This window comes from Acinetobacter sp. YH01010, from assembly GCF_013420775.1.
Taxonomy (GTDB): Bacteria; Pseudomonadota; Gammaproteobacteria; order Pseudomonadales; family Moraxellaceae; genus Acinetobacter; species Acinetobacter amyesii.
In genome coordinates this window covers 282,904-296,589 of record NZ_VOYF01000003.1, presented here as the reverse complement: position 1 = coordinate 296,589, position 13,686 = coordinate 282,904, and the positions used below count along the sequence as shown (strand labels likewise).

Annotated in this window: 17 protein-coding genes and 2 pseudogenes; 7 read left to right on the top strand and 12 right to left on the bottom strand. The window is 40.5% G+C overall.

The window, feature by feature from the left end; translation table 11 throughout:
* Positions 1-203: 203 nt before the first annotated feature.
* Positions 204-329: pseudogene (locus FTT77_RS17375) on the bottom strand (hypothetical protein); the annotation flags it as partial.
* A 32-nt stretch (positions 330-361) separates the two neighbouring features.
* Between FTT77_RS17375 and FTT77_RS04535 the strand changes: the two are divergent.
* A pseudogene (locus FTT77_RS04535) lies at positions 362-702 on the top strand (IS3 family transposase); the annotation flags it as partial.
* A gap of 141 nt (positions 703-843) precedes the next feature.
* Here the strand turns inward: FTT77_RS04535 and FTT77_RS04530 are convergent.
* Genes FTT77_RS04530 through FTT77_RS04520 form a run of 3 tightly spaced genes read right to left on the bottom strand, consistent with a single transcriptional unit; the run spans position 844 to position 2,613 of the window.
* Positions 844-1,485, bottom strand: coding sequence for a hypothetical protein (locus FTT77_RS04530; protein ID WP_180041715.1), 642 nt, complete (start codon positions 1,483-1,485; stop codon positions 844-846).
* Between the two features lie 18 nt (positions 1,486-1,503).
* Positions 1,504-1,932, bottom strand: a complete 429-nt coding sequence (locus tag FTT77_RS04525) for a ClpXP protease specificity-enhancing factor (protein ID WP_180041717.1) — start codon at positions 1,930-1,932, stop codon at positions 1,504-1,506.
* Positions 1,933-1,959: 27 nt separating this feature from the next.
* Positions 1,960-2,613: a glutathione S-transferase N-terminal domain-containing protein gene (locus FTT77_RS04520; protein ID WP_180026697.1), complete on the bottom strand. Its 654-nt coding sequence runs from the start codon at positions 2,611-2,613 to the stop codon at positions 1,960-1,962.
* 159 nt (positions 2,614-2,772) lie between these two features.
* Between FTT77_RS04520 and FTT77_RS04515 the strand changes: the two genes are divergently transcribed.
* Positions 2,773-3,018, top strand: a complete 246-nt coding sequence (locus tag FTT77_RS04515; RefSeq protein ID WP_180108978.1) for a hypothetical protein — start codon at positions 2,773-2,775, stop codon at positions 3,016-3,018.
* Positions 3,019-3,080: 62 nt separating this feature from the next.
* Here FTT77_RS04515 and rpsI read toward each other — a convergent pair whose 3' ends face one another.
* Positions 3,081-3,467 carry a 30S ribosomal protein S9 gene (gene rpsI, locus FTT77_RS04510; RefSeq protein WP_078190115.1) on the bottom strand — a complete coding sequence of 129 codons (387 nt, stop codon included), beginning with the start codon at positions 3,465-3,467 and terminating at the stop codon, positions 3,081-3,083.
* Positions 3,468-3,479: 12 nt separating this feature from the next.
* Positions 3,480-3,908: a 50S ribosomal protein L13 gene (gene rplM, locus FTT77_RS04505; RefSeq protein WP_004722943.1), complete on the bottom strand. Its 429-nt coding sequence runs from the start codon at positions 3,906-3,908 to the stop codon at positions 3,480-3,482.
* A 661-nt stretch (positions 3,909-4,569) separates the two neighbouring features.
* Here rplM and pdxA point away from each other — a divergent pair.
* The 4 genes from pdxA (at position 4,570) to FTT77_RS04485 (ending at position 8,127) form a co-directional block, all read left to right on the top strand.
* The gene (gene pdxA, locus FTT77_RS04500; protein WP_180108977.1) at positions 4,570-5,553 is read left to right on the top strand and encodes a 4-hydroxythreonine-4-phosphate dehydrogenase PdxA; all 984 of its coding nucleotides are present in this window, start codon (positions 4,570-4,572) and stop codon (positions 5,551-5,553) included.
* Positions 5,554-5,622: 69 nt separating this feature from the next.
* Positions 5,623-6,432: a pilus assembly protein PilJ gene (locus tag FTT77_RS04495; RefSeq protein ID WP_180026698.1), complete on the top strand. Its 810-nt coding sequence runs from the start codon at positions 5,623-5,625 to the stop codon at positions 6,430-6,432.
* Positions 6,433-6,462: 30 nt separating this feature from the next.
* Positions 6,463-7,275 (top strand): 16S rRNA (adenine(1518)-N(6)/adenine(1519)-N(6))-dimethyltransferase RsmA, encoded by an 813-nt coding sequence (gene rsmA / locus FTT77_RS04490; protein ID WP_180011634.1) that lies wholly within the window; start codon positions 6,463-6,465, stop codon positions 7,273-7,275.
* Between the two features lie 6 nt (positions 7,276-7,281).
* Complete coding sequence (locus FTT77_RS04485) at positions 7,282-8,127, top strand: symmetrical bis(5'-nucleosyl)-tetraphosphatase (protein ID WP_180050326.1); 846 nt, start codon at positions 7,282-7,284, stop codon at positions 8,125-8,127.
* A gap of 53 nt (positions 8,128-8,180) precedes the next feature.
* On the opposite strand, the gene FTT77_RS04480 is transcribed toward FTT77_RS04485, so the two are convergent.
* The 6 genes from FTT77_RS04480 to hflX all read right to left on the bottom strand — a co-directional run bounded on the left by FTT77_RS04480 (position 8,181) and on the right by hflX (position 12,417).
* Complete coding sequence (locus FTT77_RS04480) at positions 8,181-8,627, bottom strand: DUF2147 domain-containing protein (protein WP_180005129.1); 447 nt, start codon at positions 8,625-8,627, stop codon at positions 8,181-8,183.
* 143 nt (positions 8,628-8,770) lie between these two features.
* Entirely contained in the window at positions 8,771-9,220 is a 450-nt protein-coding gene (locus FTT77_RS04475) for a DUF2147 domain-containing protein (RefSeq protein ID WP_168379558.1), read from the bottom strand.
* 60 nt (positions 9,221-9,280) lie between these two features.
* Positions 9,281-9,733: a DUF2147 domain-containing protein gene (locus FTT77_RS04470; RefSeq protein WP_168379557.1), complete on the bottom strand. Its 453-nt coding sequence runs from the start codon at positions 9,731-9,733 to the stop codon at positions 9,281-9,283.
* A 248-nt stretch (positions 9,734-9,981) separates the two neighbouring features.
* A complete protein-coding gene (locus FTT77_RS04465) occupies positions 9,982-10,656 on the bottom strand; it encodes an LrgB family protein (protein WP_078190106.1) in 675 nt (224 codons plus the stop codon).
* 11 nt (positions 10,657-10,667) lie between these two features.
* Positions 10,668-11,039, bottom strand: a complete 372-nt coding sequence (locus tag FTT77_RS04460; RefSeq protein WP_168379556.1) for a hypothetical protein — start codon at positions 11,037-11,039, stop codon at positions 10,668-10,670.
* Positions 11,040-11,082: 43 nt separating this feature from the next.
* Positions 11,083-12,417 carry a ribosome rescue GTPase HflX gene (gene hflX, locus FTT77_RS04455; RefSeq protein ID WP_180026700.1) on the bottom strand — a complete coding sequence of 445 codons (1,335 nt, stop codon included), beginning with the start codon at positions 12,415-12,417 and terminating at the stop codon, positions 11,083-11,085.
* 410 nt (positions 12,418-12,827) lie between these two features.
* Here hflX and FTT77_RS04450 point away from each other — a divergent pair, with 410 nt between their 5' ends.
* Positions 12,828-13,652, top strand: coding sequence for a 1-acyl-sn-glycerol-3-phosphate acyltransferase (locus FTT77_RS04450; RefSeq protein ID WP_180108980.1), 825 nt, complete (start codon positions 12,828-12,830; stop codon positions 13,650-13,652).
* Positions 13,653-13,686: the final 34 nt, after the last annotated feature.

The window sequence follows — 13,686 nt, the reverse complement described above, 5'->3', positions numbered from 1 at the left end:
CCTTCCCGAACTCAGAAGTGAAACCTCTTAGCGCTGATGGTAGTGTGGGGTTACCCATGTGAGAGTAAGTCATCGCCAGCTCATTATTCGAAACACCCCCTGATATCTCAGGGGGTGTTTTTTTATGCGTGGAAAAAAGATAAAAGGGGGCGAAAATAAAGCGTTGGAAATCCAACGCTATAAATCGACCTAAAACGATAAAATTATTTTAACTGACGTCGTGCATGCTTTAATGCAGTTCTTAACCCTTCTTCTAAAGTTGGATGATAAAAGGGTTTATTTAAAATTTCATGAATGGTTCGTTCTTCTGAAATCATCCAAGCTAACATAAGCCAATGACTGCATAATTTGAATTGTGGGCGGGTATCCAACGAATATCATGGTCCATTCTGACCAAGGCTCACAGCACTGTAGTCGTGATTTTAGAGCGCTATTATTGATGAACAACTGCATCCAAAGCATGTCTAGACGAGGCCTTGCGCAGTATATTGCTCATGGGATAATGCAGTAACAGAAAGCTTCTTTCACACATTTAAAGGTCATGTGGTACATGGCAGTGTATTTTTGACCCGAAAAGAAGCCAATGTTGTCTTGTTTGACTATATTGAGATTTACTACAATCGAGTGAGAAGGCACTCTGCAAATGGTTGGTTAAGCCCAGAAGCCTTTGAGCAGAAATATTTTAAGAATTTAGAGGGATAGGTTGTCCACGATACTGCCTGGGATCATTATTTGGCTACCTTTATCGGGTAAATTTTATATTTAAAATATCAATATCCTAAATATTCGGTTAAAAAAAACCTGCTTAAAAAGCAGGTCATAGATTTAGAGAAATGAAGTCAATTAAGCAAAAATATTACATGCTGCAGATGCCAAAATCCATAGAATCACCACTGCAACTACTGGCTCTACAATTTTTGACCAAGTCGGTACTTGTACTTCAGTTGTTACGTCTTCTTGTGTATGTTGTTGATTAACCATTTGATTGAACTCCTTCATTGATGCCTCTAATGATATCTCTTCTTGAAGATTTGGTTTAGAACCAAGGAGCTCTGTTAGGTTGTTTGTTGACCAAACCCAATCATCCGCTTGACCAGAAAGATGTTCAATTTGTCCGTTGAGTAATTCTCGAATACTTTGCGGTGAATGTGAGCCTGTATCATGAAGTTGTTTTAATTCATTTAATTGTAAATGAAAAACTTCTGTAGTTAGGTTTTCGAGTTCAGAGCGTTCTAATGTTGATGCATTTGAAGGGTTGGTGGTGAGATGACGTGAAACTTCCTGAATATAGAGTTCATCAGGCTGAGTAATTTCTTGATAAACCTTTTCACCATTAATGCGTAGCTGATGAATCAATTCACCTAAGGTTAAAGCATTAATTTCACGTAAATGTTGTCGTTTTTCTTCACGATTTAAATGACTTAAAAGCGTAGGCTTTTGAGATTCTATTTGTTCGACAAAATATTGTACTAAATCAAAAGCCATTATTCGCTTCCTTATTCTTTAATCGAGCAACCTTAAACCCGGTTTTTTCTTCGGTTGCTCTTGTTGTTCTTGGTCGTTTGATTTTAAAGCATTTTGATCATTCTGAATACCTTCATATTCTTGAGGATCGAAGAACATGCCTTGACCATTTTCACGTGCATAGATGCCTAGAACTGCAGAAAAGGGGATATAGAGGTTTTGCGAAACGCCACCAAAGCGTGCAGAGAAAGTAATCGTCTCATTACTCATGTGTAGCGCATGCGTTGCATGAGGTGCGATATTCAGGACAATTTGGCCATCTTGAATATATTGAACTGGCACCATCGTACCATTCTGTGTCGCATCGACAAGTAGGTAGGGGGTAAGTTGGTTTTCACAAATCCATTCATAAAGTGCCCGTGTTAAGTATGGACGTGTTGGAGTGAGTTGTAGTTCCTGTTCAGACATAATGCTTACTCGAATATTTATGGAAAATTAATTTTTTACTAAAAGCTCGCTATAGCGATTTTTTTCCTGCAATGTCATTGATTTGATAAATGCTGGACGGCTAAAGATGCGTTGGCAATAGAGAAATATAGGGCGGCATTGCTGTTTGGGAAGCTCAATACCCATGGCTTTTAGGCGCAGAAATATAGGCGCGAGCATACAGTCTAACATGCTAAATTGTTCAGACATAAAATAAGGATAATGCTGAAACAAGGGGGTTAGTGAAATGAGTGTATCACGTAATTGTTTTTGTGCGTTTTGCTTGGCTTTTTCATCGAGGGTATCGGGATGGCGAAGCATAATATCAGCCAGTCTTAACCAATCTTGTTCGAAGCGCCATACATATTGACGTTGCTCTGCACGAGGCATAGGTGCATCTGCATACAGTTTATTTTGACGATAACGGTCATCCAGATATTCGGCAATAATACTGCTGTTATAGAGTTTTAGGCCATTTTCAATCATCATCGGAAGTTGATTGTAGGGATTTAAACTCGCAAGATCTTCGTCTTCATCATCAGCAATAATTAAATTATGTTTGATTTGCTTCTCTGCAAGTACATAGCGTATCCAGTGTGAGCGAAAGTCATCCGCATGACTGTAAAGCGTAATCCCTTGGAGAGGTGCATTTTCGACTGACATAATCCGAGACGATGAGAAATGAATAAGATAGGATACTAAAATTAGACAGTAAAATCACGGAGACTTTAGCAATATCAATGCAGCTACAACGAAAATTCCAGTTTTGGTTTATTTTATCTGATAGATTGTCATGTCATTCATTTACCTGATCATCACCGCATGATGACCATTGCACTTGTACAAAAATTATTATTTTTCGCTGCGGTTATTTTTATGGGCATTGGCTTTTATACGGCACTCGCTGGAGGTTATGCCTCTGATTATGGAGCAGAGGATGATAGCCCTGAACAAAAAAACAAAATCACCATCTGTACAATTACACTAACACTGTCGGTTATATGCTTAATTGCGAGTTTGAGTCTCTTGGTTTATCGGTTCGTTGTTATATTTGCATCATCTTCATAAAAATCAAGATATAAAAAAACCTTGGCATAAGCCAAGGTTTTTTGTCCGATTCGGTAAACGAATTAACGTTTAGAGAATTGAGGACGTTTACGAGCTTTACGTAAACCAAGTTTCTTACGTTCAACTTCACGAGCATCACGAGTAACGAAACCAGCTTGACGAAGAGCAGGTTTAAGAGTTTCGTCAGAAGCGATCAATGCACGAGTAATACCGTGACGGATAGCGCCTGCTTGACCACCGATACCACCACCAGCAACAGTGATGTAAAGGTCATATTTCTCAGTAGCTTCTAAAAGCTCAAGTGGTTGGTTAACAACCATACGAGCAGTTTCACGACCGAAATATTGTTCTAAAGAACGGTTGTTGATTACGAGTTTACCAGTACCAGCTGATAGGAAAACACGTGCAGTTGCGGTCTTACGGCGACCTGTACCATAGTTAGTAGCCATGTGCTGTATCCCTTAGATGTCCAAAACTTGTGGCTGTTGAGCAGTATGTGGATGCTCAGTACCAGCGTACACTTTCATTTTCTTGATCATTGCATAACCAAGAGGACCTTTTGGCAACATGCCTTTTACAGCACGTTCGAAGATTTCTTCTGGTTTGTGAGCAACTAATTTTTCGAAATTAGTTTCACGAATACCACCAGGGAAACCAGTGTGGCGATAATATTTCTTATCAAGTGATTTTTTACCAGTCACTTGAACTTGCTCAGCATTGATAACAACGATGTAGTCACCAGTGTCAACGTGAGGAGTATAAGAAGTTTTGTGCTTACCGCGTAAACGACGAGCGATTTCAGTCGCAAGGCGACCTAAAGTTTTGCCAGAAGCATCAACAACGTACCAGTCGTGTTGAACTTCAGCTGGCTTAGCGCTGAGAGTTTTCATTAAACCACTACCTATTATAGTTGGTTTGGACTATGGAAGCTGTCCAAACAAAAGGAGACGCGATTCTATACGAATACGTGAAGAATCACAAATGAAAATATAAAATTTCAAGCGCTGTATTGTAGTATATTTCTTCAGCAATAAACAGTAGATAATCCAGAAATTATAAAAAAAGCGGATGAAAGTAAATCATGTCGAATTCTAATCTGTTAAAAAACACATCTGAACCCTTATTTTGCGACATTGGTGGTATTTAATGGGCTTATGTAGCACCTTGATTTTAAGCCCAACTTTTTTGTATTTGGTATATTTGCATGGGGCGGATGGTGCGATCATCGTTTTGTTGATGATGCTCACTTTATTTTTCCTTAGTTATTTATTGGTTTATCTGTTGATTGGATTATTGCTTGTGAGCGTTATGTCTTTTTGGTTGATAACGAAGTACCCGCAGCATGTGTCAGTCGTTCAGCGCGGCATTATGATTCTTATTTGCATTGATTTGGATCATTGACATTTTAGGTTTTGCTTTCGATTTCATTCCATACAATGTCGTACAACGCGCTTATTTTTGAGTTTTGTCAGGTATTTTTAGTCAATAAAATTAGGTCTGTCATGTGCATCACACAGTATAATAATGTTATTGCACACACAGGATAAACCCATGCTGCCTTTATATATCACGAGCGGTGAACCCGCAGGTATCGGACCTGATATTTGTTTGAGCTTAGCCAATCGAATAGATGAAAGGCCAATTGTGGTTCTTATTGATAAAGATTTGCTGCTCAAGCGCGCTCAACAATTAAAGCTCGAAGTTGAACTGATCGACTATGTTGGGCAGGATGAGTCGGCAGCTCTAGGTCAGCTTTATGTGGAACATGTACCTGTGACTAAACCAGTTATTGCAGGTCAGTTAGATGTGAATAATGCAGCTTATGTGTTGGAGCAATTACGACGTTCTGCAGATTATGCGATGTCAGGCAAAAGTGTTGGTGTTGCCACAGCGCCTGTGCAAAAGTCGATTATTAATGATGCCGGTATCCATTTCAGCGGACATACGGAGTTTTATCAAGAATTTGCAGGCGTTGATCGTGTCGTGATGATGCTTGCGACCAAAACGCTCCGTGTCGCATTGGCAACTACACATTTACCGCTTCGTGATGTAGCCGATGCCATTACTCAAGAACGTTTGCATCAAGTCATTGATATTGTAATTCATGATTTAAAAACCAAATTTAAAAATGATCATCCGCATATTTTAGTCTGCGGTTTAAATCCGCATGCGGGTGAAGATGGCTATTTGGGCATGGAGGAGATTGAAGTGATCAATCCGGTGCTAGAGCGTTATCGCGCTCAAGGGGTGAATATGAGCCTGAGCTTACCTGCTGATACCTTATTTACCCCTGAAAATTTAAAAGATGCCGATGCGGTTTTGGCGATGTATCACGATCAGGGCTTACCTGTGTTAAAGTCGCAGGGCTTTGGCGAAGCCATCAATATCACTTTGGGCTTACCGTTTATTCGGACTTCAGTGGATCACGGCACAGCACTGTCACTGGCTGGAACTGGTCTTGCTAAAAGTTCGAGTTTACAGGTGGCGGTTGATTTGGCTTTAGAATTAGCACGTGCGAAAAATAACGAAACTTAATAATAAAGGTTTGAATTTTATATGAATAATAGTAAAAAATTATCAAAAATAAAACAGGAAAATAACAAGATGCTTAGGGCGAAATCGATCATTCGCCCATTTTTTGGGATTGCGTTAGCGTTGATGCTGTCAGCATGTTCAACGCTCGCTACAGATCATCATTTTTGTGAATTAAAAGTATTATCGCTGCAAATTCCAAAACAGACGGAAGGATTTATACGTTTTGCATTACCGGGTGCTGTGGATGGCTTTAAACATAATCAGCAAAAATTTAATCAAGCGCTGACCGCGGTGCATAAAAAATATGCGAATCGTGATGGAGCTGATAAAATGCTTCAAGATGGACAGGCAATCAATGCTAATATTGATCTGCTTGTACAGCATCAAAATAGCCTGAGTGCGCTATATGAATATCAACTTCTTGTAAGTGAAACCATTCCAGGTATTCAAGCTGAATATAACATTCTGGCTGATATGATGGCTAGAGCAAACAATTCAGCTATTCAAGCAATGATTGCCAAAAATCAAGTCTATATTGCGGGACGAATGTTGAGTTCTTTGCTGAAGTTAACTGATGTAAATTCTATTCATCCAGACGATTTAGATGACTTTTTAGCAGATTTTGAAACTTTCAATATTTTTTTGAAGGCTCAACTGAATGGTAATCCCGAACTCGGTGTAGAGCGCGTAAACAATGCTGAAATGCGTGAAAGTTTGCTCTCCATTCAGGCTGAAACTGAAGAAATGATGAAATCTGAAACAATGGCTTTGTTGAAACAAAGAGAGCCATTGCTCAGTGTAATTAACGCGGCTCGGGATAATGTGGCCAAGTCCGAAGAAATTTTTGCTCGCTTGAGTGAATTTGAATCAAGTCAGTAATCGTTGTAATAAACCTATGCGGAGAATTTTATGTATCAAATTAATGCCCTAAACCCAAAAGATGAAGGGCATCACACGCGTAAGCGGTTTGGACAGAATTTCTTACATGATCAACGTGTTATTGCCAAAATTGTACGTTCGGTAAATCCGCGTACTGGTGACAATATTGTCGAAATTGGTCCCGGTCTTGCCGCGCTTACATCGCCTTTAATTGGTGAATGTGATGCTCTAACTGTGGTTGAGCTGGACCGTGACTTAGCTGCAGGTTTGCCGGGCCGTGTGCCGCATCCTGAGCGCTTGACCATTGTTGAAACCGACGCGCTGAAATATGACTTTACCGAGCTGTTTGCCGAAGGCCGTCCTCTGCGCGTGGTTGGCAACTTGCCGTATAACATCTCGACTCCGCTGCTGTTTCATCTCTTGGAGTTTGGCGACAAAGTCAAAGACATGCACTTCATGCTGCAAAAAGAAGTCGTGGACCGTATTACCGCTTCACCGAATACTAAAGAATATGGTCGTTTATCGGTGATGATTCAATATTTCTGCAAACCGACGTTTTTATTTGAAGTGCCACCGGGCTCATTTAATCCGCCGCCAAAAGTCACCTCTGCGGTATTCCGTTTAGAGCCTTATGCCGTTAAACCGATTATGGCGAAAGATGAAAAAGCGCTTGCGCGTTTAGTTTCACATGTCTTTACTCAGCGCCGCAAGACCTTGCGTAACAGCTTAAAAGGCATGTTGGTTGAAGATGGTTTTGAAAATGCAGGGGTTGATCCAATGGCGCGTCCAGAAACCCTAACACTTGCAGAATTTGTCGCATTAGCAGATCAAATGGTGGCTTAAATAATTATGACTCGCAATATTCGCTATAACTATGTCATTGGTGATGTTCAAGGCTGTTTTGAAGCATTAAAAGCTTTACTGAAAGAGATTAAGTTTGATGCAGACCAAGATTTTATATGGTTTGCCGGTGATCTCGTCGCACGGGGTGAAAACTCGGTAGGCGCTTTGCGGTTCATCAAAAAATTAGTGGATAGTGAAGTTGCGGCGACGGTACTGGGCAATCATGATCTGACTTTGCTGGCATGCGCTCGCGGTATTAAGGATATCAATCCTAAAGACAATATCGATGATGTGATTCACGCTTTAGAAAGTGATGATTTGATTGATTGGTTACGCAAGCAGCCGCTGTGTCTATTTCCGAATGAGCAAACCATTTTGACTCATGCGGGTATTCCTTTGAATTGGACTGCGCAGCAAACCGCAGACTTGGCAAAGGAAGTGGAAGCGGTGATTGGTCATGACGACTTTGATGTGGTCGATGCGTTTCTTCAAGTGATGTACGGTAAAGAGCCGAACCTATGGTCGGATGATTTGTCTGGTCATGCGCGCTTACGCTGTATTACCAACTATTTGACCCGCATGCGCTTAACCGATGCAGAAGGTCGATTAGAGTTCAGTTTTAAAGATTCACTCGATGACCCTATGCCGAAGGGTTTTAAGCCATGGTTTGAGTTTGAGTCACAAGCAGCTCAGACCCATCAAATTCTTTTTGGTCATTGGGCTGCTTTACAAGGAAAAAGCATTTCAGCAAAAATCCAAAATGTGGATGGCGGATGTGTTTGGGGCAATCAGTTGATGGCCTATCGTTTAGAAGATCAGTGCATGTTTGCGGTCGATAATCCTGTAATGTAAGTATTTAAAAATAAAAAAGCCGCATTCGTGCGGCTTTTTTATTGGTGTGTGGATTAGTCTAAACGAATCCAAGTTTGGTTACGACCCAAGACTGAAACGCCAATACTTGCACGGATCGAAATACGTTTTCCTGTGCTGTTTAAGCGGACTTTAGCATCATAAACTTTGCCAGAAAGAGGGTCGATAATACGACCTTTTTCATAATTATTCGTATTATTAATTTGCTTTAAACCTTTAACAATTTCCATGCCGAGAATCGGTTGGTTGGTATAAGGCGCAGGGCACTTATTACAGTTTTTTTGCGGTGTATAGCCCGGACGTGGTGTAATTTTAATAATTTTACCGGTATAGGTATTATTTGATTCTTTGTGAATCGAAATAATTGCTTTTGCAGCTCCTGTTTTATCGTCAATTTGTTGCCATGTGCCAGCAATGTCATTTGCAAATGCAACATTCATCATACCCAATGTACATAGGCTGAATAATATTTTTTTAAACATGATCGCTTGTCCCCGAGAAGCATGATTTATGAGCACGTATGTTAGAAAGTTTATGAGAATAGTCAACTTTAATTTAAAAATAATTTGAAGATATTCGGAATAAGAAAAACCGCCATGTCGGCGGTTTTTTTACTTGTTTGGGGTTACTCTTGGCGAATCCAAGTTTGGCTACGACCAAGTGCAGAAACACCCATATAACCCCGTAAAGTTAGGCGTTTCCCACTGGCATTTAAACGGATTTTTGTGTCGTAAACTTTGCCTGAAAGAGGGTCAATAATACGGCCTTTGTCGTAGTTATTAGTGCCTTCAATATGTTTTAAACCTGTTAAGATATCAAGGCCTAAGATTGGCTTGTTTTTGTAGGGTGCAGGGCAGTTTACGCAGGTGTCGCGTGGTGTATAGCCCGGACGCGGCGTCACTTTGATGATTTTACCCACGAATGTGCCATTACTTTCTTTACGGATTTCAATAATGGCTTTTTGTGAACCTGTTTTATCATCAATTTGTTGCCAAGTCCCTGAAAGGTCTTGAGCAAAAGCTGAACCACTCATTACAGCAGCTAAGAATAAGAGGCTCACTTTTAATTTTTTCATCAGATATTCCCTGTAGGTGGTTCACCTATGTCAAATCAATTTACTGAATAAATTTAAAATTTATTCAGCGCGAATCCATGTCTGTGTACGACCAATCGCGGAAATCCCCAGATATCCACGTAAATGTAAGCGCTTACCATTGGCAGAAATTTTGCCTTTTAAGCTGTAAATTTTGCCTGCCAAAGGATCAATAATTTTCCCTTGAGAGTAGGTATTTTCCCTTTCAAGTTTCAGCCCCTTAAATACATCCATCCCTAAAATAGGCTGGTTGGTATAAGGTGCAGGGCAATTCACACATTTTTCCTTTGGTGTATAACCCGGACGTGGCGTCACTTTGACAATTTTGCCGGTATAGGTGTCTTTGGCATCTTTTCGAATTTCGATCAGTGCTTTAGGCGAACCGGTTTTATCGTCAATTTGTTGCCAAGTCCCTGTAAGATCTTGAGCATAAAGTGCAGAGCTTGTGACTACGGCACCGAATAATGCAGCCCATTTCAAACTTTTTTCGATCATATTAATAATCCTTTATCAATACACTTTGTGAGGGTTTATTGATCATACTAGGTAATATTTGAACTTAGAGCAACTACTCTAAGCATAAATATTTACATTTTATTCGGGAAAGTTGACATGTTGCACAAAAGTGACTTTACCAAAAATGTAACATCCACAGCACATCGTTCAATGTGTTGTGGCGTACCCTTGAATTTATATTAAGTTTATTTTTTATACAAAACAATCATTTAAAAGTGATTGCTCAGTCACATATTTTGTAGATAGAGTATGAAAGTTGGCAACCAGATTGCTGTGAAGACTGCATTTACCGCCATGCCAAATGCTGCATAGCGCCCAGCAATGCTGCCGCGCTGCCAAGCTTGAGCTGTGCCAATCGCATGTGCAGCAAGTCCTAAGGCGAGTCCTGATGCACGTTCATCATGAATATTTTTGAGTATGATGGGTGAAAATGCTGCGCCAATCACCCCTGATAAAATCACAATCAAAATCACCAAAGGAATCGGGGAATGCAGCAGCGTCGCAATGTTGATGGCAATTGGGGTGGTCACTGCCCGTGTAGCAAAAGCCATAATGGTTGGATCTGACAAATGCAATAAATAAGCCAGCCCCATAGGGAGGGCAACGGCACTGATACTGGCAAAGACTAAAATCCCGCCCACGGCTTTTAATGGCAAGTCATCGTAGCGCATTGCTGCTAAAGGAATGGCCAAGGCCACTGTGACATAGCCGAGTAAGTTATTGAACAGTGGATTGACCTGTGCCATATAACTTTCATAGGAAATGCCAAAAAGATAGAGCATACCAATGACGAAAAACATCCCAATCACAATCACGGGGATTTGCGGTAATTTTTTATTAATGGGTTTTGCGACAAGATAGGCGATCAGGGTAATGATGAATCCAGAGATGATTGAAAGCATGTTGATTCTCCTTATAGCCATTTCTTAGACATTTTTGCGTAGACCCACAGCGGTATGAGGGTGCTGACAAAGAGAACAATCAAAAACATTGGAATTTCATCACCTAAATGCATCATCATCAGCAATGAGCCTGCACTAATGGGTAAGAAGGCAAAGGCACTTTCTTTCATGATTTTATTATTGGTATCGACCAAACTGGCTGGAATTTTGTTGAATTTTCTCCAAAATGAAAGCACGATCAGCAAGCTAATCAGTCCGACGAGATTACCTAATTCTGGGTGACTGAATTGCTTCATGACCCAGACCGCACCTTCACGGAAAAGAATAATTAATGCAAGAGTGCCTATCCAGGCTTTCCAGTCGATGCGCTTGATCCAGTCCATTTTTGTCTTTCGTTAAAATTATACAAATCAAGTTTTAACCGATTTAATCTTTAATTTCAAATTCTTCAAGAGGATGTTGGAATTGTTGCGCACGTGTTCCCAAAATTTCATCAATGGGTAAATGCGCCTGTTTAATCAGTTGTTCTAACTTATGTGGGGCAATGATGACATGCAAAATTAAGTTGCCTTGTTCATCATAACTTTCATTTTGGATCACATTGAGCGCATATAGTTGTGTTCTTAATTTACCATAAGCCGGTTTTAGATGGACTTCAAAGCTTTGAATTTGACCCATTAAGCATTCTTGAACCGCTTGGCGTAATAAGGGTAGACCTTTACCACTATGTGCTGAGACATAGACACGTTCCGGCTGATGTGGCTTGCCATAGATGATTTTAGGATCTTCGCCACTGACATCAATTTTGTTATAAACGCGCAGAATCGGAACATCGACACCAATTTCTTTCAGTACTTTTTCGACAGCCTCGATTTGTTCCATCATGTCAGGACTGCTGGAGTCAATGACATGTAACAATAAGGTCGCCTCCAACGTTTCTTCTAAGGTGGCTTTAAACGACTCGACCAGTGAGTGCGATAAATTACGCACAAAACCTACAGTATCTGCGAGAACTAAGTTGCCGATACCATCCCAATGTAGACGGCGTAAAGTTGGGTCAAGTGTCGCAAACAGTTGGTCTGCTGCATAGACATCACTTTTTGCTAAATTATTAAATAAGGTCGATTTACCAGCATTGGTATAACCCACCAATGACACGGTTGGAACAGCAGCTTTTTGACGTGCCACACGACCTTGCATACGTGTTTGGCGGACTTTCTCAAGTTTCGCTTTGAGTTGTCCCATACGGAGCTTGAGTAGCCGACGGTCAGTTTCCAGCAGCGTTTCACCCGGTCCACGTAGGCCGATCCCACCTTTTTGGCTATCGAGATCGCCACGACTACGAATCAGCCGTGAAGCCATATGTTGTAATTGGGCCAATTCAACTTGCAATTTACCTTCATAGGTACGTGCGCGTTGGGCAAAAATATCTAAAATTAATTCAGTGCGATCGACCACACGACATCGCATGATGCTTTCAAGATTACGTGCTTGGGCAGGGGTGAGGGCATGGTCAAAAATGACCAATTCGGCTTCATGCTCTGCAACCACTTCTGCAATTTCTTCAGCTTTCCCTGAGCCGATAAATAATTTGGCATCAGGCTTAATACGCTGAGCATGCACATGTTGTAAAATATTGGCACCTGCAGATTGAGCAAGTAAGTGGAATTCTTCGGCATCAAGGTCTGCGAGCATTTGTACTGCCACACTGACTAAAATTACGCGTTCACCGCTCGCTTGATGTTGATTTAAATTTTCCACTCAGCACACACTCCTGTTTAAAGATTCATTTTAGGCGAAAATGCAGTACGAGGGTTAATCTAAGTGAGGGATTAATGGCTAAGTTCTGTATGTCGTGCTATTCAATTAGAGAAAGCTTCGAAAGCTCAGCGCCAATAAGAAAAGCACACAAACATATATCAATGAAAAACCAGCAATGGCTTTTAACGCTTGCCATGAAGAAATAGGGGGATTGTCTGAATATGAATGATTCATAATTTTAACCTTTAAAACCGATATAAAAATAATATTTGATTTTTAAAAACGATTAAAATAGGGAAATATTATCTTCGACTTCGGTTTTTATGATCAATGCAAAAAAACTGTCTTCGGTATATGATGATGAAAATTTACGCCAAATTGTGGCACCGTGTCCTTTTAGTGAACCGTTTATGAATCAACCTCAAATCGTCAATACACCGCAAATTAATGTGTTTTCAAAATTTTATTTGTATTGTAAAAAAGTCGGTGCAGCAGCTGTTGCCGTGACGCAGGGTTTTTATTTGGTTTATCGTCATCAATTGTATAAAGACCCGAATAACCCGCAAAATACCCGCTATGTGCAGTATTTTTGTCGCAAGTTATGCAAAGTATTTAATCTTGAAGTCAAAGTGCATGGCGAAATTCCACGTCAACCAGCCCTTTGGGTAAGTAATCATATTTCATGGTTAGATGTGGCAGTTTTGGGTTCTGGCGCACGTGTTTTCTTTTTGGCGAAAGCTGAAATTGAAAAATGGCCAGTGCTGGGTAATTTGGCAAAAGGCGGTGGCACCTTATTTATTAAGCGTGGCTCTGGCGACTCGATTAAAATTAAAGAACAAATTACAGGCTTCTTAAAACAAGATACGCCGGTACTCTTTTTCCCAGAAGCCACCACTTCAGATGGCAGCAAAATTAAAAAAATTCATGGTCGTATTTTAGGTGCGGCGATTGAAGCCGAACGTCCAGTCCAAATTTGCTTAATTTGCTATGTGAATCAGGACGGTGAACTCGATAATATTGCACCCTATGTCGGAGACATTAGCTTTGATCGACATGTCAAAAATGTCTTAGAAATGCCGAAAGTCACAGCGCATCTGATGATATTGCCCGCAATTGATTCGGCAGGTCATACTGTTGACAGTCTGACACAAGAAGTGCAGCAAAAAATGAATCAGGGATTAGCAGAGCTTCAAGCTAAAGTTCTTAAAGCGCCAGTTCCAGTTGAAGCTAAATAATTTAATGATACAGGCTGCAAGGGGATGCCTTTGC

Coding starts and splice junctions, on each gene's coding strand:
- FTT77_RS04530 (WP_180041715.1), bottom strand. CDS start 1,485: ATGGCTTTTGATTTAGTACAATATTTTGTCGAACAAATAGAATCTCAA.
- FTT77_RS04525 (WP_180041717.1), bottom strand. CDS start 1,932: ATGTCTGAACAGGAACTACAACTCACTCCAACACGTCCATACTTAACA.
- FTT77_RS04520 (WP_180026697.1), bottom strand. CDS start 2,613: ATGTCAGTCGAAAATGCACCTCTCCAAGGGATTACGCTTTACAGTCAT.
- FTT77_RS04515 (WP_180108978.1), top strand. CDS start 2,773: ATGATGACCATTGCACTTGTACAAAAATTATTATTTTTCGCTGCGGTT.
- rpsI (WP_078190115.1), bottom strand. CDS start 3,467: ATGGCTACTAACTATGGTACAGGTCGCCGTAAGACCGCAACTGCACGT.
- rplM (WP_004722943.1), bottom strand. CDS start 3,908: ATGAAAACTCTCAGCGCTAAGCCAGCTGAAGTTCAACACGACTGGTAC.
- pdxA (WP_180108977.1), top strand. CDS start 4,570: ATGCTGCCTTTATATATCACGAGCGGTGAACCCGCAGGTATCGGACCT.
- FTT77_RS04495 (WP_180026698.1), top strand. CDS start 5,623: ATGCTTAGGGCGAAATCGATCATTCGCCCATTTTTTGGGATTGCGTTA.
- rsmA (WP_180011634.1), top strand. CDS start 6,463: ATGTATCAAATTAATGCCCTAAACCCAAAAGATGAAGGGCATCACACG.
- FTT77_RS04485 (WP_180050326.1), top strand. CDS start 7,282: ATGACTCGCAATATTCGCTATAACTATGTCATTGGTGATGTTCAAGGC.
- FTT77_RS04480 (WP_180005129.1), bottom strand. CDS start 8,627: ATGTTTAAAAAAATATTATTCAGCCTATGTACATTGGGTATGATGAAT.
- FTT77_RS04475 (WP_168379558.1), bottom strand. CDS start 9,220: ATGAAAAAATTAAAAGTGAGCCTCTTATTCTTAGCTGCTGTAATGAGT.
- FTT77_RS04470 (WP_168379557.1), bottom strand. CDS start 9,733: ATGATCGAAAAAAGTTTGAAATGGGCTGCATTATTCGGTGCCGTAGTC.
- FTT77_RS04465 (WP_078190106.1), bottom strand. CDS start 10,656: ATGCTTTCAATCATCTCTGGATTCATCATTACCCTGATCGCCTATCTT.
- FTT77_RS04460 (WP_168379556.1), bottom strand. CDS start 11,039: ATGGACTGGATCAAGCGCATCGACTGGAAAGCCTGGATAGGCACTCTT.
- FTT77_RS04450 (WP_180108980.1), top strand. CDS start 12,828: ATGAATCAACCTCAAATCGTCAATACACCGCAAATTAATGTGTTTTCA.